The 24,108-nt window shown below is 70.3% G+C and carries 25 protein-coding genes; 11 read left to right on the forward strand and 14 right to left on the reverse strand.

The window, feature by feature from the left end; translation table 11 throughout:
* Positions 1–7: 7 nt before the first annotated feature.
* The 3 genes from ACZZY9_RS01145 to ACZZY9_RS01155 form a co-directional block, all read right to left on the reverse strand.
* Complete coding sequence (locus ACZZY9_RS01145; protein ID WP_463464618.1) at positions 8–1,801, reverse strand: DEAD/DEAH box helicase; 1,794 nt, start codon at positions 1,799–1,801, stop codon at positions 8–10.
* 62 nt (positions 1,802–1,863) lie between these two features.
* Entirely contained in the window at positions 1,864–3,192 is a 1,329-nt protein-coding gene (gene dinB, locus ACZZY9_RS01150) for a DNA polymerase IV (protein ID WP_463462674.1), read from the reverse strand.
* Between the two features lie 36 nt (positions 3,193–3,228).
* Positions 3,229–4,422, reverse strand: coding sequence for an acyl-CoA dehydrogenase family protein (locus tag ACZZY9_RS01155; protein WP_463462675.1), 1,194 nt, complete (start codon positions 4,420–4,422; stop codon positions 3,229–3,231).
* Positions 4,423–4,461: 39 nt separating this feature from the next.
* Here ACZZY9_RS01155 and ACZZY9_RS01160 point away from each other — a divergent pair, with 39 nt between their 5' ends.
* Positions 4,462–5,250: an SGNH/GDSL hydrolase family protein gene (locus ACZZY9_RS01160; RefSeq protein ID WP_192060383.1), complete on the forward strand. Its 789-nt coding sequence runs from the start codon at positions 4,462–4,464 to the stop codon at positions 5,248–5,250.
* A gap of 51 nt (positions 5,251–5,301) precedes the next feature.
* Here ACZZY9_RS01160 and ACZZY9_RS01165 read toward each other — a convergent pair whose 3' ends face one another.
* A complete protein-coding gene (locus tag ACZZY9_RS01165) occupies positions 5,302–6,540 on the reverse strand; it encodes a D-alanyl-D-alanine carboxypeptidase family protein (protein WP_463462676.1) in 1,239 nt (412 codons plus the stop codon).
* Positions 6,540–7,361, reverse strand: a complete 822-nt coding sequence (locus ACZZY9_RS01170) for a TrmH family RNA methyltransferase (RefSeq protein ID WP_463462677.1) — start codon at positions 7,359–7,361, stop codon at positions 6,540–6,542. Before ACZZY9_RS01170 ends, ACZZY9_RS01165 begins: the two co-directional genes overlap by 1 nt.
* 101 nt (positions 7,362–7,462) lie before the next feature.
* Here ACZZY9_RS01170 and ACZZY9_RS01175 point away from each other — a divergent pair, with 101 nt between their 5' ends.
* Complete coding sequence (locus ACZZY9_RS01175) at positions 7,463–8,347, forward strand: NAD-dependent protein deacetylase (RefSeq protein WP_463462678.1); 885 nt, start codon at positions 7,463–7,465, stop codon at positions 8,345–8,347.
* A 30-nt stretch (positions 8,348–8,377) separates the two neighbouring features.
* Positions 8,378–9,022, forward strand: a complete 645-nt coding sequence (locus ACZZY9_RS01180) for a histidine phosphatase family protein (protein ID WP_463462679.1) — start codon at positions 8,378–8,380, stop codon at positions 9,020–9,022.
* A gap of 21 nt (positions 9,023–9,043) precedes the next feature.
* Here ACZZY9_RS01180 and ACZZY9_RS01185 read toward each other — a convergent pair whose 3' ends face one another.
* Positions 9,044–10,123: a glycosyltransferase family 4 protein gene (locus tag ACZZY9_RS01185; RefSeq protein ID WP_463462680.1), complete on the reverse strand. Its 1,080-nt coding sequence runs from the start codon at positions 10,121–10,123 to the stop codon at positions 9,044–9,046.
* On the reverse strand, positions 10,120–11,025 hold the full coding sequence (locus ACZZY9_RS01190; RefSeq protein ID WP_463462681.1) for an alpha/beta fold hydrolase: 906 nt from the start codon (positions 11,023–11,025) through the stop codon (positions 10,120–10,122). The genes ACZZY9_RS01185 and ACZZY9_RS01190 overlap by 4 nt, the downstream gene beginning before the upstream one ends.
* 70 nt (positions 11,026–11,095) lie before the next feature.
* Between ACZZY9_RS01190 and treS the strand changes: the two genes are divergently transcribed.
* The gene (gene treS, locus ACZZY9_RS01195) at positions 11,096–12,835 is read left to right on the forward strand and encodes a maltose alpha-D-glucosyltransferase (RefSeq protein ID WP_192060377.1); all 1,740 of its coding nucleotides are present in this window, start codon (positions 11,096–11,098) and stop codon (positions 12,833–12,835) included.
* 99 nt (positions 12,836–12,934) lie between these two features.
* Positions 12,935–13,645 carry an exonuclease domain-containing protein gene (locus tag ACZZY9_RS01200; protein ID WP_463464619.1) on the forward strand — a complete coding sequence of 237 codons (711 nt, stop codon included), beginning with the start codon at positions 12,935–12,937 and terminating at the stop codon, positions 13,643–13,645.
* Between the two features lie 129 nt (positions 13,646–13,774).
* Here ACZZY9_RS01200 and ACZZY9_RS01205 read toward each other — a convergent pair whose 3' ends face one another.
* From ACZZY9_RS01205 to glgA, 3 genes are all read right to left on the reverse strand, one after another.
* The gene (locus ACZZY9_RS01205; protein ID WP_192060376.1) at positions 13,775–14,023 is read right to left on the reverse strand and encodes a type B 50S ribosomal protein L31; all 249 of its coding nucleotides are present in this window, start codon (positions 14,021–14,023) and stop codon (positions 13,775–13,777) included.
* Between the two features lie 133 nt (positions 14,024–14,156).
* Complete coding sequence (locus ACZZY9_RS01210) at positions 14,157–14,942, reverse strand: ABC transporter ATP-binding protein (RefSeq protein WP_463462682.1); 786 nt, start codon at positions 14,940–14,942, stop codon at positions 14,157–14,159.
* Positions 14,943–14,951: 9 nt separating this feature from the next.
* Positions 14,952–16,136, reverse strand: a complete 1,185-nt coding sequence (glgA, locus tag ACZZY9_RS01215) for a glycogen synthase (protein ID WP_463462683.1) — start codon at positions 16,134–16,136, stop codon at positions 14,952–14,954.
* Between the two features lie 47 nt (positions 16,137–16,183).
* Between glgA and ACZZY9_RS01220 the strand changes: the two genes are divergently transcribed.
* Positions 16,184–17,425 carry a glucose-1-phosphate adenylyltransferase gene (locus ACZZY9_RS01220; RefSeq protein WP_463462684.1) on the forward strand — a complete coding sequence of 414 codons (1,242 nt, stop codon included), beginning with the start codon at positions 16,184–16,186 and terminating at the stop codon, positions 17,423–17,425.
* A 37-nt stretch (positions 17,426–17,462) separates the two neighbouring features.
* On the forward strand, positions 17,463–18,104 hold the full coding sequence (serB, locus tag ACZZY9_RS01225) for a phosphoserine phosphatase SerB (RefSeq protein ID WP_463462685.1): 642 nt from the start codon (positions 17,463–17,465) through the stop codon (positions 18,102–18,104).
* Positions 18,105–18,162: 58 nt separating this feature from the next.
* On the opposite strand, the gene fabG is transcribed toward serB, so the two are convergent.
* On the reverse strand, positions 18,163–18,873 hold the full coding sequence (gene fabG / locus ACZZY9_RS01230) for a 3-oxoacyl-ACP reductase FabG (protein WP_463462686.1): 711 nt from the start codon (positions 18,871–18,873) through the stop codon (positions 18,163–18,165).
* Between the two features lie 130 nt (positions 18,874–19,003).
* Between fabG and ACZZY9_RS01235 the strand changes: the two genes are divergently transcribed.
* From ACZZY9_RS01235 to ACZZY9_RS01245, 3 genes are read left to right on the forward strand one after another with little or no spacing between them, the layout of a single operon-like run.
* On the forward strand, positions 19,004–19,372 hold the full coding sequence (locus ACZZY9_RS01235) for a DUF3099 domain-containing protein (RefSeq protein ID WP_308196137.1): 369 nt from the start codon (positions 19,004–19,006) through the stop codon (positions 19,370–19,372).
* On the forward strand, positions 19,372–19,614 hold the full coding sequence (locus ACZZY9_RS01240) for a hypothetical protein (protein ID WP_463462687.1): 243 nt from the start codon (positions 19,372–19,374) through the stop codon (positions 19,612–19,614). The genes ACZZY9_RS01235 and ACZZY9_RS01240 overlap by 1 nt, the downstream gene beginning before the upstream one ends.
* An 11-nt stretch (positions 19,615–19,625) precedes the next feature.
* Positions 19,626–20,477, forward strand: a complete 852-nt coding sequence (locus ACZZY9_RS01245) for an SURF1 family cytochrome oxidase biogenesis protein (RefSeq protein ID WP_463462688.1) — start codon at positions 19,626–19,628, stop codon at positions 20,475–20,477.
* 32 nt (positions 20,478–20,509) lie between these two features.
* Here the strand turns inward: ACZZY9_RS01245 and ACZZY9_RS01250 are convergent, their stop codons facing one another.
* Positions 20,510–22,108, reverse strand: coding sequence for an ABC-F family ATP-binding cassette domain-containing protein (locus ACZZY9_RS01250; RefSeq protein WP_192060368.1), 1,599 nt, complete (start codon positions 22,106–22,108; stop codon positions 20,510–20,512).
* A 148-nt stretch (positions 22,109–22,256) separates the two neighbouring features.
* Between ACZZY9_RS01250 and ACZZY9_RS01255 the strand changes: the two genes are divergently transcribed.
* Positions 22,257–22,862 carry a biotin transporter BioY gene (locus ACZZY9_RS01255; RefSeq protein ID WP_463462689.1) on the forward strand — a complete coding sequence of 202 codons (606 nt, stop codon included), beginning with the start codon at positions 22,257–22,259 and terminating at the stop codon, positions 22,860–22,862.
* Between the two features lie 112 nt (positions 22,863–22,974).
* On the opposite strand, the gene ACZZY9_RS01260 is transcribed toward ACZZY9_RS01255, so the two are convergent.
* Complete coding sequence (locus ACZZY9_RS01260) at positions 22,975–23,307, reverse strand: metal-sulfur cluster assembly factor (RefSeq protein ID WP_192060366.1); 333 nt, start codon at positions 23,305–23,307, stop codon at positions 22,975–22,977.
* 2 nt (positions 23,308–23,309) lie between these two features.
* Positions 23,310–24,098: a Fe-S cluster assembly ATPase SufC gene (gene sufC, locus ACZZY9_RS01265; protein WP_463462690.1), complete on the reverse strand. Its 789-nt coding sequence runs from the start codon at positions 24,096–24,098 to the stop codon at positions 23,310–23,312.
* Between the last annotated feature and the right edge of the window lie 10 nt (positions 24,099–24,108).

The following is a 24,108-nucleotide window of genomic DNA, read 5'->3' on the forward strand; positions in this document are numbered from 1 at the left end:
GTCCGACTCACTTGCGGTTGCCGATGCGGCCTCGCAGCACGTCGATGCGTTTCTGGATCTGCTCGGTGCTGGCCTGCGCCACGGAGGGGCCGCCGCTGATGCGCCGCAGGTCGGCGTGGATGAGACCATGCGGTTCGTTGGAGTGACGCGACCAGATGGAGACCAGCCGGCTGAGCTCCTGACGCTGCTCTTTGATCGTCTGATAGAGGGGACGGGCCGTCTCGACCGGGGCGGCGACCGTCGGCAGACCCGTCTTCGACGAACGACGTGCCTGCGTAGCCTGCCGTTGCCGCAGCAGGTCGCGTACCTGGTCGGGTTCGAGCAGCCCTGGGATGCCGATGAAGTCGAGCTCTTCGAGGCTCCCGATCTCGCCGCCCGTGCCGAACTCGCCGCCGTCGTAGAGGACCCGGTCGAACGAGGCCTGCGAGTCGAGGGCCTCGAAGGGCTGCTGCTCGAGCAGGCTCGACGCCTTCTCCTCTCGGTTGGCGGCCGCCATCATGTCCTCTTCGGGGGCGAAGATGCCGTCGTCGGCGTTCGCCGGGCGGTCGAGCGCGTGGTCGCGTTCGAGTTCGAGCTGCCCGGCCAGCGCCATCAGACTCGGGACGCTCGGCAGGAAGATCGACGCGGTCTCGCCCCGTCGACGGGCACGGACGAAGCGACCGACGACCTGCGCGAAGAACAGCGGCGTGGAGGCGGAGGTCGCGTAGACGCCCACCGCCAGCCGCGGCACGTCGACGCCCTCGGAGACCATGCGGACCGCGACCATCCATCGGCTCTCGCTCTCGGAGAACGCCTGGATCCGGTCGCTGGCCGCCTTCTCGTCGGAGAGGACCACGGTCGGGCGTTCGCCCGTGATCTTCTGCAGCACGGCGGCGTACTGACGCGCGACCGTGTGATCGGTGGCGATGACCAGCCCGCCGGCGTCGGGGACGCCGCGACGCACCTCGGTGAGGCGCTTGTCGGCGGCCGAGAGCACGGCCGGGATCCAGTCGCCCTGCGGCGAGAGGGCCGTCCGCCAGGCCTGCGCGGTGATGTCCTTGGTCACGGCCTCGCCCAGGGAGGCGCTCATCTCGTCGCCCATCCGCGTCCGCCACCGCATCTGCCCGGCGTAGGCCATGAACAGCACCGGCCGGACGACCCCGTCGGCGAGGGCGCGGCCGTAGCCGTAGGCGTAGTCGGACCGCGATGTTCGGATGCCGTGCTCGTCGGCCGAGTACGTGACGAAGGGGATGGCCGCGGTGTCCGATCGGAAGGGGGTGCCGGTGAGGGAGAGCCGCCGCGTCGCCTTGCCGTAGGCCTCGCGGATCCCGTCGCCCCAGCTGAGGGCGTCGCCGCCGTGGTGGACCTCGTCGAGGATCACGAGCGTGCGACCCGCCTCGGTGAGCGCACGGTGGACCTCGGGGTTCATGCCCACCTGCGCGTACGTGACCGCGACGCCGTGGTAGTGCCGACCGAAGGTGACGTCCGCGTTCTTGAACATGGGGTCGAGTCGGAGGTTGACCCGGTCGGCCGCGTCGGCCCACTGGCGCTTGAGGTGCTCCGTCGGCGCGACGACGACCACCCGGTCGACGACCCCGCGCGAGAGCAGCTCGGTGGCGAGACGCAGGGCGAACGTCGTCTTGCCGGCACCGGGGGTGGCTGCGGCGAGGAAGTCGACCGGGTCGGTGGCGAAGTACTGCTCGAGGGCCTCGGCCTGCCAGGCGCGCAGCTTCGCGGCGGTGCCCCAGGCCGCCCTCTCGGGGAACGCGGGCGAGAGGTGCTCGGCGGCCGAGTTGCCGGCCGAGACGCCGACGTCGGTCAGATCGAGAGTGCCGTCGTCGCGGATGTCGTCGGGCCCCGAAGGGTCGTCCACGCTAGCTGTGCTCACTCGACCCCACTGTACCCGGGGTCGACGGACGGCTCGACCGGCGAAGGCCCCGGACGGCCCCGCGGCGGACGACCCGAGCCGGGTCGGCCCGAGCCCGGTCGACCGGTGTCCTGGCGGAGCAGCGACGCCGGCGTCAGCATGGCCGCACCGAATCGTGCCTGCAGGGCGTCCATCGTCGACTCGGCCTCGCGCCAGTCCGCGTCGTCGTCCCACAGGCCGAGCGAGAGCCCGCCGCCCCCGCCGGGTACGAGCTGCTCCACACGCACCCCGACCAGTCGGATGCGCTCGTGCTGCTTTCCCGTCGCCTCGTAGACGGCGCGCACCTCGTCGTAGATGCGGCGCCCGAGGTCGGTCGGCTCGGCCAGGGTCTTCGACCGGGTGATCGTGGCGAAGTCGGTGGTGCGCAGCTTGAGCACGACGGTGCGGCCGCTCATCCCCGCCGCGCGCAGTCGCACGCCGACCTTGTCGCTGAGGCGGAGGAGCTCGCGCCGGATCTCGACGGGGTCGGTGACGTCGGTCGAGAAGGTGACCTCGTGCCCGATGCTCTTCTCCTCGGCCGTGGTCGTCACGGAGCGGGGGTCGCGGCCCCAGGCCAGCGAGTGCAGCTTGGCGCCGCCGGCCGGCCCGACGGCTCGGACGAGGGTGTCGAGGGGTGCGTTGGCGACGTCGCCGATGGTGCGCAGACCGAGGTTGAGCAGGGTCTCCTCCGTCTTGCCGCCGACCCCCCAGAGCCCGCTGATCGGACGCGGGTGCAGGAAGGCGAGTGTGGCCTCGTTCGGCACGATGAGCAGACCGTCGGGCTTGGCGACGCTCGAGGCGAGCTTCGCGACGAACTTCGTCGACGCGGCGCCGATGCTGCAGTGCAGACCCGTCTCGGCGTGCACCCGCCGACGGAGCTCCGTCGCGATGTCGAAGACGGATCCGAGCAGTCGGATCGACCCCGAGACGTCGAGGAAGGCCTCGTCGATGCCCAGCCGTTCGACCATCGGCGTGACGTCGTCGAACATCGACATGACGATCGACGAGTAGTGGCGATACTTCTCGCCATGCGGTTCGAGGACGATCGCCTGCGGGCAGCGCCGTAGAGCGATCGCCATGGGCATGGCCGAGTTGACGCCGTATTTGCGGGCCTCGTAGGTCGCCGCGGTGACCACGGACCTCTCGGACCGGTGACCGATGACGACCGGGAGCCCCCGCAGATCGGGGCGGTCGAGCAGCTCGACCGACGCGAAGAAGGCGTCCATGTCGACGTGGAGGATCGGCGCGGTCGCATCGTCGGTGGGCACGGTGGTGACCAGCCGCCCGCTGCCGTCCTGTTTGCTCACCCGTGCATCCTCACACGGGCCTCCGACATCCGCTGCTCAGGAGACGGGCCCGAGCAGCCAGGCCGCCGTCGTGGCATGCGCCGAGTCGGTGCTCGAGGGGTGGAACCTGCCCGCGAGCACGTCGCGCTGCAGGCGTCCCAGCTCGGACGACCTGCGGTACGAGGCGCCGCCGGCGACCGAGACCGCCTGATCGACGACGGCCCGGGCGGTCTCGGTCGTGCGGGTCTTCAGCCCGACGACGCGCGGGAACCAGGACGCTCCGTGGTCGACCATCGAGTCGACGTCGCGGGCGATCGAGTCGACCTGCGGCTCGATGCCGTCGAGCGCGATGGCCGCGTCGGCGATCCGCCAGCGGACGATCGCGTCGTCCGAGAGCGGCGCCCCGCCGGCTCGACGCGACCCCCGGGTCGTGGCCGACTCGACGGCCAGTTCGACGGCACGCCGGGCGATCCCCCGGTACACCGCCGAAACCAGCGTCTCGAAGACCGCGAACACGGCGAAGACGAACGGGTCGGCGCTCGGTCCGACGGGCAGGCGCCGGACGATGCGCGACGCCGCGACGGGGGCCCGCTCGAGACGCGTGGTGTGACTCTGGGTGGCCCGCATGCCGATGGTGTCCCAGTCGCCCAGCGACGCGTGTCCGCCGTCCTCGCGTCTGAGGAACCCGTGCACCAGCGCAGGCGCGTCGGGGTCGCCGTCATCGCGACCGAAGACGCCGAGGCGGGTCCATACCGGTGAGAGCGAGGTGAAGATCTTGGTGCCGGTGAACCGGTAGCCGCCCTCGCCGTCGGGCTCAGCCCTCGTGACCGAGTCGAAGAGGACGAGGTCGTTGCCGGGCTCGCTGACGCCGAAGGCGAAGATCTCGTCGCGGGCGGCCTCGTCGAGCACGTACCCGAGCGAGTCGTCGCCGCGGGCGTGCAGCAGTGCGGCGCAGCCCGTCCACACCAGGTGCATGCCGACGGCCAACGCGGTCGCCGGGGCGGCCGTGGCCAGGCGACTCTGCAGGGCCGCGACGGCCTCGAGTCCGAGACCCGCGCCTCCTCGGTCCTCCGGGACGAACAGTCGCAGCCAGCCACGCGACCTGAGCTCGTCCAGGTCGTCGACCGGGAACGAGTTGTCGTGATCGGACACGGCCGCCCGCTGCCGGAAGCGCTCGAGGAGCTCGTCGGGCAGCGCCTCCTCGGGCGTGGTGCCGCGGGTGATGGTCGAGACGGGGCCTGGTTCGTGCACGGGTCGAGAGTAATCCGCCCGGCGGGTAACGTGGTGGGCATGTCGCAGCAACATCCGTGGTCTCGTTACGTCGCTCTGGGCGACTCGTTCACGGAGGGCATCGGCGATCCCGAAGAACGCTCGCCGGGCGGGCACCGGGGCTGGGCCGACCGGGTGGCCGAGGTGCTCGGGTCGTCGACGGAGGACTTCGCGTACGCCAACCTGGCCGTCCGCGGCCGACTGCTGCAGCAGATCATCGACGAGCAGGCCGACGCCGCGCTCGCGCTCCGCCCCGACCTCGTCACGGTCTCGGCCGGCGGCAACGACATCATCCGCCCGGGCACCGACCCCGACCGGGTGGCCGCCGGCTTCGAGGGGCTCGTCGAGCGTCTCGGCAGCGACGGGGCCACGGTCGTCGTCTTCACCGGGCCCGACATCGGGTCCACCCCGGTGCTCGGCCGGCTGCGCGGCAAGGTCGCGATCTACAACGAGCACGTGCACTCGATCGCGGCGCGGCACGACGCCGTGGTGGCCGACATGTGGGCGCTCCGCGAGCTCTCCGGGCCGGGCATGTGGGCACCCGACCGGCTGCACTTCAGCCCGCTGGGTCATCACACCATCGCGCGGATGGTCCTGGCCTCCCTCGCCGTCGAGAACGACCTCGAGCCCTATCGGCCCGAGCCCCTCGCTCGGCGCCCGTGGCGGCAGGCGCGCTCCGAGGACATGGGCTGGGCGCGCGAGTACTTCGTGCCCTGGGTGGTCCGTCGGATCCGGCACCAGTCGTCGGGCGACGGTCGGCAGGCGAAGCGGCCGGACGCCGTCATGGTCGTGCATCGCGACGAGCCCTGAGACCCGTCCTCCCCCGGTCCGCCCCGTGAGGCCGGAGAGGGTCGGTGCGGTTCAGGAGGCGCGGCTCAGACCGGCTGCGATCTCGCGCGGGTGCGTCAACCGCCACCACGCCCCCGGCTCGGGGATGTCGCGATCGAGCTCGAGGGGCACGTCGACGACCTGGTCGTCGACCGTGAAGCGCACGGACCCGACCTCGGCCCCCGCCGCGTCGGGCCCGATCGGCTCCGTCGCCACGACGGCGTCGACCGCCTCGTCGCCCCAGACGAGCACCGAGGCGTCGTCGGCGGCGACGGCCTCGCCCTCGGCACCCCACGGCATGTCGTACCGTCCGAACGAGTCGCCCGCCCGCGCGAGGTCGATGGTCTGGAAGCGCGCGACCGAGCTGGCGAGCAACGCCTGCACGTCGAGGTCGAGAGCGTCGTGGTCGACGCCGCCGAGCATGACGCCCACCACCGTGACCGTCTGATCGTCGATCGCGTAGTCGGCGGAGAAGAGCAGACAGGCGCCGGCCTCGTCGAGGGTGCCGGTCTTGATTCCGGTGACGCCGTCGAGGCCGAGCAGCTCGTTCGAGTTCTCGATCTCGCCGACGCCGGGGACGGTGACGGCGTCGGTGCGGACGATCTCGGCGACGACGGGGTCGGCGAGGGCGAGTCGGCCGAGGGCGACGAGGTCGGTCGCGGTGCTCGTGTTCTCCGGCGACATGCCCGTCGGCTCGACGATGGTCGTCGAGGTCAGGCCGTTCTCGTCGAGCCACGCGTCGGTCGCGGCGACGAACGCGTCGGTGCTGCCGAAGGCCCACAGCGCCAGGGCGTCGGCGTAGTTGTTGGCCGATTCGATCAACGACACCTCGAGGGCCTGACGCTGGGTCAGACGGAGACCGGCGGGCATGGGCGCCACCTTGCCGTTCCGGGCGAGGTACGCGTCGTAGAGCGCGGCATCGTCGGCGTCGAAGGTGATGACCGGCCCGTCGCCGCCGTCGAGGGGTCTCGCGTCGAGCACGACGAGGGCGCTGACGACCTTGCTGATGCTGGCGATCGGCCGGGGTCGGTCGTCGCCGCTCGTCGTCAGACTGTCGTCGTAGCCGAGCGCCTGGACCGCCGTGGCCCCGTAATCGGGGAACGTCAGCGCCGGGGCGGCTTGACGGGGGGCCTCGAAGACGGAGGCGGTGGCCGACTCCGGCGACGTCGGACCGGCGAGGGCGAGGGACGTGTACGACCCCGTCACGACGACGAGCACGGCGACGGCCGCGGCGACCACTCGACGGCGGGCCCGACCGGGGCGGCGGCTCATCAGTCCTCGACCGTGGTGGTCGGGACGCGCAGGGCCCAGAGGGCCACGGCCGAGGCCGCGGCGACGTTGAGGCTGTCGACGCCGTGCAGCATCGGGATCGTCACGACCACGTCGGACGATCGGAGGGCCGCGCGGCTGAGTCCGTCGCCCTCGGTGCCGAGGAGGAGCGCCACCCGCTCAGGAGGATCGGCGGCGTAGGCGTCGAGGGGCACCGCGTCGTCGGACAGGGCGAGGGCGGCCACCTCGAACCCCGCCGCGCGCAGCAGCTCGCCGCCCTCCGGCCAGTCGGGGAGGCGCGTCCACGGCACCTGGAGCACGGTGCCCATGCTGACGCGGACGCTCCGGCGGTAGAGCGGGTCGGCGCAGCGGGGGGTGACGAGGACGGCGTCGGCGCCGAGACCGGCCACTGCCCGGAAGATCGCGCCGACGTTGGTGTGGTCGACGATGTCCTCGAGCACGACGACCCGGCGCGCGCCGGCGAGGACGTCGGCGAGGTCGGGCAGCGCCGGGCGGTGCATGGCCGCCAGGGCGCCGCGGTGCAGGTGGTAGCCGGTCAGCGTCTCGAGCAGGGCGGCGTCGCCGATGAAGATCTCGCCGTCGAGGTCGGCCACGAGCGGTTCGATGTCGGCCAGCCAGCGGTCGGTCATGAGCACCGACCGGGGCACGTGACCCGCCCGGAGGGCCCGCTCGATCACCTTCGACGACTCGGCGATGTAGAGGCCGCCCTCCGGCTCGGTCACCCGGCGGAGCGCGACGTCGGTGAGTCGTCGGTAGTCGGCCAGAGCCGGGTGGTCGAGATCGGTGATGCGGGTGATGCGCACGGTGCTCCGGGGCGGTGGGGTCCGGGCCGTGGCCGGCCGACGGAAGGAAAACGGGAGGTGACGACGTTTAGGCTAACGTCCACCGACCCGAAGGAGCCCCGATGGTGCCGGACGCCACGTCCTCGAGCAGCAGCGCCGTCGACCCCGCCGCGCTCGACGCAGCATCGCTCGACGCTGCATCGCTCGACGCAGCCGTCGAGGTCCTCCGAGGCCGCCGTGTCGCCGTGCTGACGGGCGCCGGGGTCAGCACCGACTCGGGCATCCCCGACTACCGCGGTGCGGGTGCTCCCCCGCGCAACCCCATGACGTTCCAGCAGTTCCTCTCGAGCGAGCGCTATCGGAAGCGCTATTGGGCCGGCAGCCACCTCGGCTGGAAGTCCTTCCGGTCGTCCGAACCGAACACCGGCCACCGTGCGCTGGCCGACCTCGAGCGCGCCGGGGTGATCAACGGCGTGGTGACGCAGAACGTCGACAACCTGCACGTGCGGGCCGGCTCGCGTCGGGTGGTCGATCTGCACGGCACGGTCGACCGGGTGATCTGCCTGACCTGCGGCCAGTCGTTCGCGCGCGACATGGTCGCCGCCAGACTCGCGGCGGCGAACCCCTGGCTCGAGCATCCCGAGAGCGTCCGGCTCGCGCCTGACGGCGACGTCGAGGTCGACGACATCGACTCGTTCGAGGTGCCCGTCTGCACGGTGTGCGGCGGCATGCTGAAACCCGACGTCGTCTTCTTCGGCGAGTTCGTGCCGGTCGAGCGCTTCGCCGAGGCGCGCTCGCTCGTCGTCGCCGCCGACGCGCTGCTCGTCGCGGGCTCGTCGCTGGTGGTCAACTCGGGCATCCGCCTGCTCGATCAGGCGACGCGTCGACGTCTGCCCGTCGTCGTCGTCAACCGCGGCGTCACGAAGGGCGACGGTCGGGCCACGGTTAAGCTGAACGCCGGCACGTCAGAGACGCTGGCGGCCCTCGCGGAGCGCCTGATCCCCTGACGGGTCGTTCCGCCGATCGGAGGAACGACGGTGACCCTCTTGTACCTGGTGCGACACGGTGAGACCGACTGGAACCGCGCGAGGCGCATCCAGGGCGCGACCGACATCCCCCTGAACGACCTGGGGCGGTCGCAGGCCCGCGAGACCGGCGACCTCCTGTCGCGGAGGCAGGTGACCGCGGTCGTGGCGAGCCCCCTCGTGCGCGCCGCCGAGACGGGCGCGATCATCGCCGACGTCCTGGGGTTGCCCGCTCCCCTGCACGTCCCCGCGATCGCCGAGCGCCGCTACGGCGAGGCGGAGGGCCTGACCGGAACCGAGGTCGAAGCCCGTTTCCCGGCAGGCACCCCGGTGCCCGGACGCGAGAGCCGCAGCGACCTGGTGGCCCGGGTGCTGCCCGCTCTGGCCGACATCGCCCGCAGGCACGACGGCGGGCTCGTCGTCGTGGCCACGCACGGAGCGGTCATCCGCGCCGTGGTCAACCACGTCTCCCCCGACACGGAGGCGCATGCGGGCATCCCGATCCGCAACGGATCGATCCACTCGTTCGCCTCCGACGGGGGCGATCTGGTGCTGCGCGAGTTCGACGACCCGATCGAGGTCGAGTCCGAGCGACCCGGCACGTTCGACTTCGACTATCAGAACGCCCTCGAGTCGGAGGCCGGCGGGCGCGACTGAGCCCGCGCCTCCTCGGAGGGGTCAGCTGCGGGTCGTGGTGCCGCGCCTCGCCGAGACCGACTCGAGCACGTCGGCGAGGGCCGACGCCGAGGCGTCCCAGGCGAACAGCGCGGCCTGGGCGATCGAGGCGCTCGACCGGGCGGCCCACTCGCGCTCGAGGCGACGCACCGCCGCGGCGATCGAGGCGGGCGAGTCGGGGTCGAAGTAGACCGCGGCCTCGCCGCCGATCTCGCGGAAGATCGGGATGTCGCTGACCACGGCCGGGGTGCCGAGCGACATCCCCTCGACCAGGGGGATGCCGAACCCCTCGGCGCGCGAGGCCGTCACGACCGCCGTCGCGCCGAGCAGCACGTCGCGGTACTCGTCGTCGCTCGCACCGTCGTGGAACACCAGCGACCCGGTGGGGGCGAGGGCCGACAAGGAGGCGCGCTCGCGTTCCGACACCCGGCTCATCAGATGCAGTCGGTACCCGTCGAGCAGCGGAAGCGCTCTCGCCAGCGCCGACACGTTCTTGTACGGCATGAACGAGCCCATGTACACGAGGTCGCGGTGACGAGGCGCCGTCCGCGGCGGCGCGGCGTCGACCGGGTCCGCCGCGTTGGTCACGACCGTGACGGGTCGGCGGGTGAGTCGATGGAGGCGCATCTCGTCGAGGGTCGTCCGGCTGACGGTCACGACGGCGTCGGCGCGGTTCAGCAGCAGCCGCTGCGGCCACCAGGCGAGGTGGTACAGGCGCCAGAGCAGCCTGATCGGCAGGGAGAACTCGGGGGGCGGCGTGCGATTGGTGTAGTAGATGAGGTCGTGCAGCGTGAGCACGAGCGGGTAGCGGCGCCCGAACGAACCCATCGTCTGCATGGGCGACCACACGACATCGGGTCGCAGACGGTTCACCTGGAGCGCCACGAGGGGCTCGAGCGGGCTCGTGGGCGCGCTGACGACGACGTGCGGTCGATCGGGCAGCTTGTCGAGCTGCCGGGGGTCGCTCACGAGCAGGGTCACGTCGTGGGTGGTCGCCAGCGCCCCGACCACCCCCGCGGTGAAGCGGCTGATGCCGTCGTGGCGCCCGACCCTGATGTAGCGGCAGTCGACGACGACCCTCATCGCACGAACGCCTCGACGGCGGCGGCGGCCTCGCGCGGCTTCTCGTAGTGGATGAGGTGACCGACCCCCTCGATGACGGCGAGAGTCGCATCGGGGAAGAGCGCCCGGAGCTCGTGCTGCGCGGGCAGAGCCGTGATGTCGTCGCGATCGGCCGCGACGAGCAGCGTGGGCACGTCGACGCCCGCCGCGTACGTGCTGACGTCGCTCGAGACGGAGGCTCGGAAGGCGTCGAGCACGACGCGGCGGTCGGAGAACCGCGAGAAGTACGAGTCGTGCTGGTCGTGGATCCACCGCCGCAGACCGCGGTCGTGCGTCTTGACCATGGCGAGACTCGTGAACCGCGTGACGAGCGGGCTCTGCAGGGCGGCGAGCCCGGAGCGCTCGGGCAGCGCGGCCCCGGCCCAGTAGTAGAAGACGGCGAGGCGCGTCACCACACCCCTCGGGCCCTGCAGCGCCGGTGCCGCGATCGGATTGACGAGGACGAGTCGGGAGGCGCGGAGCCCGGAGGCGACGGCGGCCGACGTCACGATCGACCCGAAGGAGTGACCCAGCACGACGACGTCGTCGCCGAGACCGAGCGCCTCGACGAACGCGGTCAGCCAGGCCGCGTAGGCCTCGACGCTGTGCTCGCCCGCGAGCGGCGACGACTCGCCGAAGCCGGGCAGGTCGGGCATGACCACCCGGACCCCGGTGAGATGCGCCACGACGGGCTCGAGACCGTGGTGATCGCCGCGGAAGCCGTGGACGGCGACGACGGTGACCCGCGCCTCCTCGGGGCCCACGGGCTCGTACGTCCAGTAGCGGGTCGAGCTGCCGGCGACCTCGGCGACCCGCTCTTCGACATCGAACGCCGCGAGGCGCGAACGGTAGGGCGACGGGACGCGGGGCTCTCGGACGATCACCCCGCGAGTCTACGAGCCGCGCCTCGAACCCGACGCGCGAAGGCGCGCGAGCCACCGTAGAGTTGCACGCGTGAGCTTCACTGCCCCGATTCAGCAGCCCGGACTGACCCTCGACCCGAACTGGCACCGTCGTGCCGTCTTCTACGAGGTGATGGTCCGCTCGTTCGTCGACAGCAACGGAGACGGGGCGGGCGACCTCCAGGGTCTGCACTCCCGCCTCGACTACCTCCAGTGGCTCGGGGTCGACGCGCTCTGGCTGCCGCCGTTCTTCCAGTCGCCGCTCCGCGACGGCGGGTACGACATCGCCGACTACAAGTCGATCCTGCCCGAGTTCGGCACGCTCGACGAGTTCCGCGACCTCGTCACCAAGGCCCACGAGCGCAACATGCGCATCGTCATCGACATGGTGCTGAACCACACCTCCGACCAGCACGAGTGGTTCCAGCAGAGCCGCGAAGACCCCGAGGGCCCCTACGGCGACTTCTACGTCTGGCGCGACACCGACGACGAGTACGAGAACATCCGCGTCATCTTCGTCGACACGGAGGAGTCGAACTGGACCTTCGACCCGGTGCGACGCCAGTTCTTCTTCCACCGCTTCTTCTCGCACCAGCCCGACCTCAACTTCGAGAACCCCGCCGTCCAGGAGGCCGTCTTCGACGTCGTCCGCCACTGGCTCTCGATGGGCGTCGACGGTCTGCGACTCGACGCCATCCCCTACCTCTTCGAGACCGAGGAGGGCAACGGTGAGGGCGAGCCCGCGACCCACGAGTTCATCAAGCGCCTGCGCGCGATGGTCGACGAGGAGTTCCCGGGGCGGGTGCTCATCGCCGAGGCCAACCAGTGGCCCGCCGAGACCGCCGCGTTCTTCGGCACCGAAGACGAGCCGGAGTGCCACATGGCGTTCGACTTCCCCGTCATGCCCCGCATCTTCTACTCGCTGCGCGCCCAGCACGGCGGCGAGCTGAAGCGGATCCTCGCCGAGACCACCGAGGTGCCCCCGGGTGCCGCCTGGGCGGTGTTCCTCCGCAACCACGACGAGCTGACCCTCGAGATGGTCAGCGAGGAGTACCGGCAGGCGATGTACGGCTGGTACGCCTACGACCCCCGCATGCGCTCGAACATCGGGATCCGGCGTCGCCTGGCGCCGCTGCTCGACAACTCGCGCGCGGAGCTCGAGCTCGTGCACGCCCTCCTGTTCGCGCTGCCGGGCAGCCCGTTCCTGTACTACGGCGACGAGATCGGCATGGGCGACAACATCTGGCTGCCCGACCGCGACTCGTCGCGCACGCCCATGCAGTGGACGCCCGACCGCAACGCCGGCTTCTCGACCGCCGACCCGGGCAAGCTGTTCCTGCCCGTCGTGCAGTCGCTCGTCTTCAACTACAACCTGGTCAACGTCGAGAGCCAGTTGGCCCAGTCGCGCTCGCTCCTCCACTGGATCCGCAACGTGATCCACGTGCGGAAGGCGCACCCCACGTTCGGCATGGGGACCCTGTCGGTGCTCGACACCGATCACGAGTCGGTGCTCTCGTTCGTCCGCTCGTACGAGGGCTCCGAGACGCAGTTCGGCGACTCGGCGGAAGACATCCTCTGCGTGTTCTCCTTCGCCCACAACCCGACGTCGGTCACGATCCACGCCCCGCAGTTCGCGGGTCGCACGCTCTACGACCTCTTCGGCGGAGCGCAGTTCCCCTCGTTCGACGACGAGGGTCGCGTCACGCTCACCCTCGGCACGCAGGCCTTCTTCTGGCTCCACGTCGGTGACGTGCCGAACACCGGTCAGGGCGTCGTCGGTGGTGCCTCCTAAACTCGGGGTGTGACCGACACCGATCTCTCCGCGACCGCACCGTCCGACGAGGCGGTCTCCGGCGACGGATCTGCCAGCGGCGGGTTCGCGGCCGGGCCGGTGCCGTCCGAGTGGTGGAAGGCCCTCGGGGTGTTCGACCTCGAGACGACCGGCATCGACGTCGAGACGGCCCGCATCGTCACGGCTCACGTCGGCCTGATCGACGCCGAGGGCACGAGCATCGCGCACGGCGCCTGGCTCGCCGACCCGGGCATCGAGATCCCCGAGCAGGCCAGCGCGGTGCACGGCATCTCCACCGAGCAGGCGCGTGCCGAGGGGCGCCCCGCAGCCGAGGTCGTCGCGGAGGTCGTCGCCGCCGTCCGGGCGGTGTTCGCCCGTGGTGTCCCGCTGGTCGTCTACAACGCGCCGTACGACCTGACCCTCCTCGATCGCGAAGCGCGTCGGCACGGCATCGAGCCGCTGGGCGACGTCAGCACCATCGGCTGCGTCGTCGACCCGCTCGTCATCGACAAGGCCGTCGACCGGTACCGCAAGGGGAAGCGCACGCTCGAGGCCGCCGCCGGCGTGTACGGCGTCACCCTCGACGACGCCCACGATGCCGGGGCCGATGCCATCGCGGCCGGCCGGGTGGCCCAGGCCATGGCCGAGAAGTTCCCCGATCAGCTGGCGGTCTCGTCGACCCGGCTGCACGATCTCCAGATCGACTGGTGCCAGACCCAGGCCGAGAGCTTCCAGCAGTACATGCGTCGCAGCAAAGATCCGACGTTCGTCGCCTGGGGCGACTGGCCGCAGCGTCCGATCATCGGCTGAGTCCGCCGCCGACGCTCCGACCGCGGGCGCCGTGAGCTGGACGAGCCGCCTCGAAGGACATCCCCAGGCACACGAAGACGGGGCGGCCCACCGAAGTGGACCGCCCCGTCAGGCGTGAGAGACCGAGGTCTACTTGCCGAAGTTCTTGTAGCGCGAGTTGAACTTCTCGACGCGACCGGCCGAGTCGAGGATGCGCTGCTTGCCCGTGTAGAACGGGTGCGACTCGGACGAGATCTCGACGTCGATGACCGGGTAGGTCTCACCGTCGAGCTCGATGGTCTTGTCGCTCGTCGTCGTCGAGCGCGTCAGGAACGTGGCGCCCGATGCGAGGTCGCGGAAGACGATCGGCTTGTACTCGGGGTGGGTGTCGGTCTTCATGATTGTCCTAGGTCTAGCGAACGAGTGATGGAGTGGATGTCTGGGGACGTTTCCGTCGGCGGCCATGAGACCTGAGTCTCGGACCAGCTATGAACGATACCAGACGCGAGGCCGGGAACGCAGGAGGCGCGGGTCAGTCGGCCGCGCGCGCCGAGTATCGCCCGTCGCGCACCTCGACGTCGAGCGAGACGCCGAACGTCGTGCCGAGCGTCTCGGCCGTGAGGACCTCGGCGAGCGGCCCGGCCGCGACGACCGAGCCGTGGTCGAGGAGGAGCGCGTGGGTGAAACCGCGGGGCACCTCCTCGACGTGGTGCGTCACCATGACGATGGCCGGTGCGTCGTCCGACTGCGCGTACCCGGAGAGCATCTGGAGCAGCTCCTCGCGCGCGCCGAGGTCGAGGCTCGCGGCGGGTTCGTCGAGCAGGAGGAGCTCGGGGTCGGTCATCACGGCGCGGGCGATCTGCACCCGCTTCTGCTCGCCGTCGCTCAGCTCGCCGAACGTGCGATCGGCGAGGTGGTCGAGGTTCCACTCGTCGAGGACGCGATGGGCACGGCGGACGTCGACGTTCTCGTACTCCTCGTTCCAGCGGCCGGTCACCGAGTAGGCGGCGGTGAGGACGACGTCGACGACCTTCTCCTTCGGCGGGATCCGACGGGCGATCGTCGTCGATGCGAACCCGATGCGGGGGCGGAGGTCGAAGAGGTCGACGGAACCGAGGTCGCCGCCGAGCACCTCGGCGGTGCCGGAGGACGGGTGCGACTGCGCCGCGGCGACCTGCAGCAGCGAGCTCTTGCCGGCGCCGTTGGGCCCGAGCACGACCCAGCGTTCGTCGGACTCGACACTCCAGCTGACGGTGTCGACGACGGCTTTGCCGCCCCGGACGATCGAGACATCGGACAGCTTCAGGACTGTAGGCATGACCCCAGCCTATCGACGGAGTCCGGCGTAGACCCCGAGGGTCCGCTCGGCGATCCGCGACCACGAGAACTCCGCCTCGGCACGCATCCGACCGGCTCGACCCATCAGCTTCGCGAGGCCGGGGTCGGACACGACGTCGGTGAGGATCCCCGCGAGGTCCCGGACGAAGCGGTCGGGGTCGGTGGGCGTCCCCGTGCCGTCCTGCGCCTGGTCGAGGGGGACGACGCGTCCGGTCAGTCCGTCGGCGACGACCTCGGGGATGCCTCCGGTGCCCGAGCCGACGACGGGCACGCCGCAGGCCATGGCCTCGAGGTTCACGATGCCGAGCGGCTCGTAGATCGAGGGGCAGACGAAGGTCGTCGCCGAGGTGAGCACGGCGCTCAGCTCGTGCCGCGGGAGCACGCGATCGATCCAGACGACGCCGGTCCGCGCCTCCTGCAGCTCGTGCACGAGGGCCGTGACCTCGGCCATGATCTCGGGGGTGTCGGGGGCTCCGGCGCAGAGGACGAGCTGGACCTCGGGAGGCAGGAGGCGCGCGGCGCGGAGCAGGTACGGCAGACCCTTCTGCCGCGTGATGCGGCCGACGAAGACCACGGAGGGGCGGTCGGGGTCGATGCCGAGCGACCGGAGGACGTCGTCGTCGGTGACGGGACGCCAGGCGTCGAGGTCGATCCCGTTGTAGACGACGCTGACCTTGCCCTCGTCGATGGTGGGGTACGACCGCAGGATGTCGCGGCGCATGCCCTCGCTCACCGCGATGACCGCATCGGCGGTCTCGTAGGCCTGCCGCTCGATCCAGCTCGAGACGCGGTAGCCGCCGCCGAGCTGCTCGGCCTTCCAGGGGCGGAGGGGCTCGAGGCTGTGAGCGGTCAGCACGTGCGGCACGTCGTGCAGCATCTGCGCCAGCTGGCCGGCGGCGTTGGCGTACCAGGTGTGGCTGTGCACGACGTCGGCACCGGCGACGTCCTGAGCGGCGAGGAGGTCGCTGCCGAGGGTCCGCAGAGTGGGATTCGCCGACGCGAGGGCGGGGATCTCGGGGTAGCCCGTCGTGCCCGGCTCGTCGTCGACGTCGCCGAGTGCACGCACGCGCACGTCTATCGACTCGCGCAGGGCCTTGACGAGCTCGACGACATGGACGCCGGCGCCTCCGTAGACGTTCGGCGGATATTCCTTGGTGATGACATCGACTCGCACGAGAGTCACCGTAGTCGTGCCGCGACGAAACGTGCCATTCTGACCTCATGGCATCAAAGAAGATCTTCGGCATCGTCCTCGCCGGCGGCGAAGGCAAGCGGCTCATGCCCCTGACGGCCGACCGGGCGAAGCCCGCCGTGCCGTTCGGCGGCAACTACCGTCTGGTGGACTTCGCCCTGTCGAATCTGATCAACTCGGGTCTCCGTCAGATCGTCGTGCTGACGCAGTACAAATCGCACAGCCTCGACCGGCACGTCTCGCAGACCTGGTCCATCGAGGGGCTCCTCGGGGCGTACGTCGCCTCCGTCCCCGCTCAGCAGCGTCTCGGCAAGCGGTGGTTCGCCGGCAGCGCCGACGCCATCCTGCAGAGCCTGAACCTCCTCCGTGACGAGAAGCCCGACATCGTCGTCGTCGTCGGGGCGGACCACGTCTACCGCATGGACTTCTCCCAGATGATCGAGGCGCACATCGCCTCGGGCGCCGGTGTCACGGTGGCGGCGATCCGCCAGCCCATCGCCCTCGCCGACCAGTTCGGCGTCATCGAGGTCGACTCCGAGGACCCGACGCGCATCGGGCGCTTCCTCGAGAAGCCGAAGGACGCGGTCGGTCTGCCCGACTCCCCCGACGAGATCCTCGCGTCGATGGGCAACTACGTGTTCGACGCCGACGTCCTGATCGACGCGGTGCTGCGCGACGGCGAGAACGCCGACTCCGACCACGACATGGGCGGCGACATCGTCCCCGACTTCGTCTCGCGGGGCGACGCGGCCGTCTACGACCTGAACCGCAACGAGGTCCCCGGCTCGACGGAGCGCGACCGCTACTACTGGCGCGACGTCGGCACGATCGACTCGTTCTACGACGCGCACCGCGACCTGATCTCGGCGTTGCCGATCTTCAACCTCTACAACACCGACTGGCCCATCTTCAGTCAGCAGCTGAACTCGCCTCCGGCGAAGTTCGTGCGCGACGGACACGGCAACCTCGGCACGACGATCGACTCCATCGTCTCGCTCGGCTCGCTCCTCTCCGGCGCGCACGTCGAACGCAGCGTGCTCGGGCCGTGGAGCACGCTCGACTCCGGCTCGAAGGTCATCGATTCGGTCGTGTTCGAGAGGGCCCACATCGGGCCGAACGCGACGGTGAACCGCGCGATCCTCGACAAGGACGTCGTCATCGCCGAGGGCGCGTCGGTCGGCGTGGATCACGAGGCGGACCGGGCCCGCGGCTTCACGGTGACCCCGTCGGGGATCACCGTCGTCGGTAAGGGCGTGCGGGTCGACCAGTAGGCGGCACGCAGGCGATCGGCACCCGTAGGCTGATCGGGTGCCGCGCTTCCTGACCGTCCTCGACGTCGACTCCACGCTGATCCGCGACGAGGTCATCGACCTCCTCGCCGAGGCGGCCGGGTCGCGCGACGAGGTCGCCCGCATCACCGAGAGCGCGATGGCGGGCGAGCTCGACTTCGCCGAGAGCCTCGCCGCCCGTGTCAGGACGCTCGAGGGGCTGCCGGTCTCGGTCGTCGACGACGTCGTCGCCCGTGTGCGTCCGACCCCGGGCGCGGCGGAGCTCGTGGCCGGGTTGCACCGCCACGGCAGCCGCGTGGCCGTGGTGTCCGGCGGGTTCCACGAGACACTCGACCCGCTGGCCGAGTCGCTCCGTCTCGACCGGTGGCGCGCGAACCGACTCGACGTCGCCTCCGGGCGGCTCACCGGCCAGACGACCGGGCCGATCGTCGACGCCGCGGTCAAGGCGGAGTGCCTGACGGCCTGGGCGGCCGAGTTCGGCATCCCCCTCGCTCAGACGATCGCCGTCGGCGACGGGGCCAACGACCTCGAGATGATGCGCGTCGCAGGGCTCTCGATCGCGTTCAACGCCAAGCCCCGGGTGCGGGCGCAGGCCGATCTCGTGGTGGCCGACCCGGAGCTCTCGCAGGTGCTCGCGGTCATGGGCCTGTCAGGCCGCTGACCTGCCGAGGAGGCGCGGTGCCGGTATCCGAGCCGCGCCTCCTCGGTCTCCGCTCCGGTCAGTGACCCATGCCGAGACCGCCGTCGACCGGGATGACCGCGCCGGAGATGTACGCGGCGTCGTCGCCGGCCAGCCAGGTGATCGTGCGGGCGACCTCGGTCGCCGTCCCGTAGCGCCCGGCGGGGATCGACTGCTTGTATTCGGCCTGCTTCTCGGGTGTCAGGACGGCGGTCATGTCGGTCTCGATGAAGCCGGGGGCGACGACGTTGGCCGTGATGCCCCGTGCGCCGACCTCGCGGGTGATAGAGCGCGCGAAGCCGACGAGCGCGCTCTTCGACGCGGCGTAGTTCGCCTGACCGGCACTGCCGTAGAGGCCGACGACGCTCGAGACGAGCACGATGCGACCGAAGCGAGCCCTGAGCATGTTCTTCGAAGCGCGCTTGACGACGCGGAAGGCCCCGCCGAGGTTCGTGTCGACGACCGATGAGAAGTCCTCTTCGGTCATGCGCATCAACAGGACGTCCCTCGTGATGCCCGCGTTCGCGACGACGACCTCGACCGGGCCGAGCGCGGCCTCGACGGTCGTGAACGCCGCATCGACCGACTCGGGGTCGGTCACGTCGGCGACGACCGTGAGGGAGCCCTCGGGGCCGGACCCGCTGCGGGCGGTCACGGCCACGCGGTGCCCGGCGGCGACGAACTCCTCGGCGATCGTGTAGCCGATGCCGCGGTTGCCTCCCGTGACGAGGACGGTACGGGGCGTGGTCATGGGAGTCTCCTCGGGGCGAGCTGAAGGGGGCGGTCCGCAGGCCGATGGTGCCCGGACCGCCCACCAGCCTACTGTCGGCTACAGGGCTTAAGATCGCTCGAGGCGCCCGCCCGAGACGCACACAGAGTCCGTGAGTGAATTGAAGACATCGCAACCGATCACCTCGCTACCGCCGTCGCCGGCCGACGATCGCCATGCCCGCATGATCCGCTACCTGGTGGCCATGGGCATCCGCATCGTCTGCATCGCGCTGTGCTTCGTGATCCCCCTCAGCTGGTGGACGCTGCTCCCCGTCGCGGGAGCCGTGCTCATCCCCTACTTCGCCGTGGTGCTCGTGAACGTGGGCCACGACCCCGGTCAGAACGTCGAGCGGCCCGGCGCCATCGAGACGTACCGCCAGCCCGAGCAGCCGTGGGCGCCTCCCACCGCGACACCCAGCTGGCACGAGCCGAGCAGCGACGACGGATCCGAGCGGCGGGGCCGCGGAGGCACGGCCTGATGCTCGGTCTCGGCGATGTCGGGCCCGATCGCGTCCAGTGCTCGCGTGCCGGGTGCACGGAGGTGGCGACCCGATCGGTCAACTGGCGGAACCCGAAGATCCACGGTCTCGAGCGCGTCAAGGTCTGGTCGGCCTGCGACGAGCACGTCGACTATCTCAGCGACTTCCTCCTCGCGCGCGACTTCCCCGTCATCGTCACGGCAGCGGGCGTGACAGTCGACTCCGTCGGGGCCGCGACGTGACGGGTTGGCGGGTGATCCTCTCGAAGAAGTGGCTCGGGTACCTCGGTGTCGTCGTGGCCTTCGCCCTGATCTGCGCGATGCTCGCCAACTGGCAGTGGAACCGGCACGAAGAGAAGATGGCGGTCGTCCATCAGCTCGAGCAGCGCTACGACGCGGCGCCCGTGTCCGTAGCGGAGGCTCTGCCGTCGCTCGACTCGTACGATGCGGCCGACGAGTGGCAGCCCGTCGAGATGACGGGTCGCTACCTGGTCGACGAGACCCTGCTCGTGCGCAACCGGCCGTACAACGGCCAGCCGGGGTTCGCCGTCCTCGTGCCGTTCCGGATCGACGGAGGCGACGTCTTCGTCGTCGATCGCGGCTGGGTGCCCACCGGCAACGATCAGGACGCCCCCGACGGGATCCCGGCGCCGCCGTCCGGCGAGGTGACCGTGACGGCACGGCTCAAGCCCGGAGAGCCGGCGGTCGGCGATCGCACGGCGGTCGCCGGGACGAACCAGATCGCGACCATCCAGCTCAGCGAGGTGCAGAAGCAGGTCGACGGGGCCATCTACTCGGCCGCGTACGGTCAGCTCATGGCAGAGGACCCGACGCCGGCGACGGCTCCCGTGAAGTACGCCGAGCCCGAGATCGATACCGGTCTGAACCTGTCGTACTTCGTGCAGTGGATCATGTTCGCCGCAGGGGCGTTCCTGTTCCTCTTCTACGTGATCCGCCAGGAGCAGCGGAACAACCGGGCCGACGCCGAGGAGGCGCTGGAGGACGGCGACGACGAGCGAGCCGACGAACGACGCCGACGACGCGCGGCCCGGCCTCGACACGACGACGACGTCGAAGACGAGATCCTCGACTCCGTCGGTCGCTGACCCACGCCCTCCCCCGTCGTGACCCCGGTGGATCAGGCCAGGTTGATGAGCTCGCTGTAGTCGGGTGTCCAGTGGTCTTCGGTGCCCTCGGGCATGATGAGCACCCGCTCGGGATTCAGTGCCTCGACAGCGCCCTCGTCGTGACTGACCAGCACCACGGCGCCCTCGTAATTGGCCAGGGCGTCGAGGATCTCGAGTCGGCTGGCGGGGTCGAGGTTGTTCGTGGGCTCGTCGAGCAGCAGCACGTTCGCGCCGGAGACGACGATCATCGCGAGGGCGAGTCGGGTCTTCTCGCCGCCCGAGAGCACCCCCGCCGGTTTCGCCGAGTCGTCTCCCGTGAAGAGGAACGAACCCAGCACGCGCCGCGCCTCCATCTCGGTGATGTTCGGCGACGACGAGACCATGTTCTCGAGGACGCTGCGCTTGACGTCGATCGTCTCGTGCTCCTGAGCGTAGTAGCCGACACGGAGGCCGTGACCCGGCTCGAGTTGCCCGGTGTCGGGTTCGTCGACACCCGCGAGGATGCGCAGCAGCGTCGTCTTGCCCGCACCGTTCAATCCGAGGATGACCACCTTCGAGCCCCGGTCGATCGCGAGATCGACGGCGGTGAAGATCTCGAGCGAGCCGTAGCTCTTCGAGAGGTTCGAGGCCATGAGCGGGGTCTTGCCGCAGGCGACCGGTGTCGGGAACCGCAGCTTCGCCACACGGTCGACCGCGCGGACCTCGTCGAGGCCCGCGAGCAGCTTCTCGGCCCGGGCGACCATCTGGTGGGCCGCGGCGGCCTTCGACGCCTTCGCACCGAATCGAGCCGCCTGCTTCTGCAGTGCACTCGCCTGCTTCTCGGCGTTCGAGCGCTCCTTCTTGCGGCGCTCCTCGTCGGCGGCGCGCTGGCGTTGGTAGTTGCGCCAGCCCATGTTGTAGATGTCGATCGCCTGGCGGTTGGCGTCGAGGTAGAACACGCGGTTGACGACCTCCTCGACGAGCTCGATGTCGTGACTGATCACGATCACACCGCCCTGATACGTCTTGAGGTACTCGCGGAGCCAGACCACGGAGTCGGCGTCGAGGTGGTTCGTCGGCTCGTCGAGGATCATCGTGTCGGCCGCGGAGAAGAGGATGCGCGCCAGCTCGATGCGTCGACGCTGACCGCCCGAGAGGGTCGACAACGGCTGCTCGAGGATTCGGTCGGGGAGGCTGAGGTTGCTCGCGATCGACGCGGCCTCCGCCTCGGCCGCGTATCCGCCGAGCGCGTTGAAGCGATCATCGAGATCGCCGTAGCGCTTCATGGCGCGGGCCGCGACCGCCGGGTCGTCGCTGCCCATCTCCATCGAGGCCTCCTGGATGCCCAGGAGGATCTGGCCGAGGCCGCGGGCGTCGAGGATGCGCGTGCGGGCGAGGTCCTCCGGGTTGCCGCTGCGAGGGTCTTGAGGGAGGTAGCCGATCTCGCCGGTCTTCTCGATGGATCCCCCGGTCGGGAGGGTCTCGCCGGCCAGCGTCTTGGTCATGGTCGTCTTGCCGGCGCCGTTGCGACCGACCAGGCCGATCTTGTCGCCCTTGTCGACGCGGAACGTCACATCTTCCATCAGCAGGCGCGCGCCGACGCGAATCTCGAGGTCGTGCACGGAAAGCACAGCAGAAGTCCAATCGATTGGGGAGATGTCCACAACGCCGCCCGCCGTTGGGTCGCCCCTAAAATGATCACATCGTGTCGTGAGGGGCCGTGCGCATGGGCGTCGACCCGCCCTCAGGCCGATCAACCTACCCATTCTAGGAGACTGCATGACGAACGCCACCGCATCGACCTCACGACCGGTGCTCGCCGACCGGTTCGTGACCTCCAGCCGAGCGACCGATGTGGCTCTCGTGCTCGGTGGCGTCGCCGTCGTCTCGGTGCTCGCTCAGGTCCAGGTCCCCCTCTGGCCGGTGCCCGTCACCGGCCAGACACTCGGGGTCATGCTCGTCGGTGCGAGCCTCGGCGCCCGCCGCGGTGCGCTCTCGCTGCTCACCTACCTCGTGCTGGGCGTGGCGGGGCTGCCGATCTTCGCCGAGTTCTCCGGCGGTCCGCTCAGCGTGCTGAAGCCGAGCTTCGGCTTCATCATCGGCTTCGTGCTCGCCGCCGGCCTCATCGGCTGGCTGTCCGAGCGCGACTGGGACAAGAAGTGGTTCCGCTCGGCGGTCGCGTTCTTCGCCGCGAGCCTCGTCCCCTTCGTCGTCGGACTCCCCTACCTGGCCGTCGTGCTCGGCCAGCTCGGATTCGCGAACGACCTGCAGAGCGTGCTCGCCGCGGGTCTCTACCCGTTCATCATCGGCGGCGTCGCCAAGTGGCTCATCGCCGCCGCAGCGCTGCCGGTGGCGTGGCGGGTGCTCGGGCGACGCGACCGCTAGGAGGCGTCCTGGGGGGCGCGACCCGCGCCTCCTCGGATGCACGTCGGGTTCTCCCCGGACGACGAAGAACCCCCGACCACAGTGGTGGTCGGGGGTTCTTCGTCGTCGTGCATCAGATCGAGAAGCCGATCGAGCGCATCATGTCGCGACCGTCGTCGGTGATCCGGTCGGGGCCCCACGGCGGCATCCACACCCAGTTGATGCGGAACGCGTCTACGACACCGTCGAGGGCGTTAGCCGTGTCGCCCTCGATGACGTCGGTGAGAGGGCATCCGGCGGAGGTGAGCGTCATGCTGATGATGAGCGCGTTCTCGTGCTCTTCGTCCATGGCGAGGTCGTAGATCAGACCCAGGTCGACGATGTTCACACCCAGCTCGGGGTCCACGACCTCTTTCAGTGCCTCGGCGACCTCGTCGAACTTCTCGGGTGCCAGTGCGACTGCCATGGTCAGTTCACCGCCGCAGCGGCCTCGGCCTCGGCGGCGGCTGCGGTGACGTAACGGTCGTAGCCCTCGTCCTCCAGGCGGTCCGCCAGCTCGGGCCCGCCCTGCTCGGCGACGTGACCGTCGACGAAGACGTGCACGAAGTCGGGCTTGATGTAGCGGAGGATGCGCGTGTAGTGCGTGATCATCAGCAGCCCGAGACCCGTGTTGGCCTTGGCCCGGTTGACACCCTCGGAGACGATCTTCAGAGCGTCGACGTCGAGGCCGGAGTCGGTCTCGTCGAGCACGGCGAACTTGGGCTTGAGCAGCTCGAGCTGCATGATCTCGTGACGCTTCTTCTCGCCGCCGGAGAACCCCTCGTTGACGTTGCGCTCGGCGAACGACGGGTCCATCTTGAGGTCCGACATGTGCGTCCGCAGGTCTTTGACCCAGCTGCGGATGGCTGGCGCCTCGCCGTCCAGCGCGGTCTTGGCCGTCCGGAGGAAGTTCGCGACCGTGACACCGGGGATCTCGACCGGGTACTGCATCGCGAGGAACAGGCCGGCCTTGGCGCGCTCGTCGACGGTCATGTCGAGGACCTCACGGCCGTCGAGGAGGATGGAGCCGCCGTCGACGTTGTAGCGCGGGTGGCCGGCGATCGTGTAGGCGAGCGTGGACTTGCCGGAGCCGTTGGGCCCCATGACGGCGTGGATCTCGCCCTCGTTGATCGTCAGGTCGACGCCCTTGAGGATGGGCTTGACGCCCTGATCGGTGTCGATGCTGACCTTGAGGTCTCGGATCTCGAGTGTGGACATGATGCGTTTT

This window comes from Frigoribacterium sp. AC394 (genome assembly GCF_979258095.1).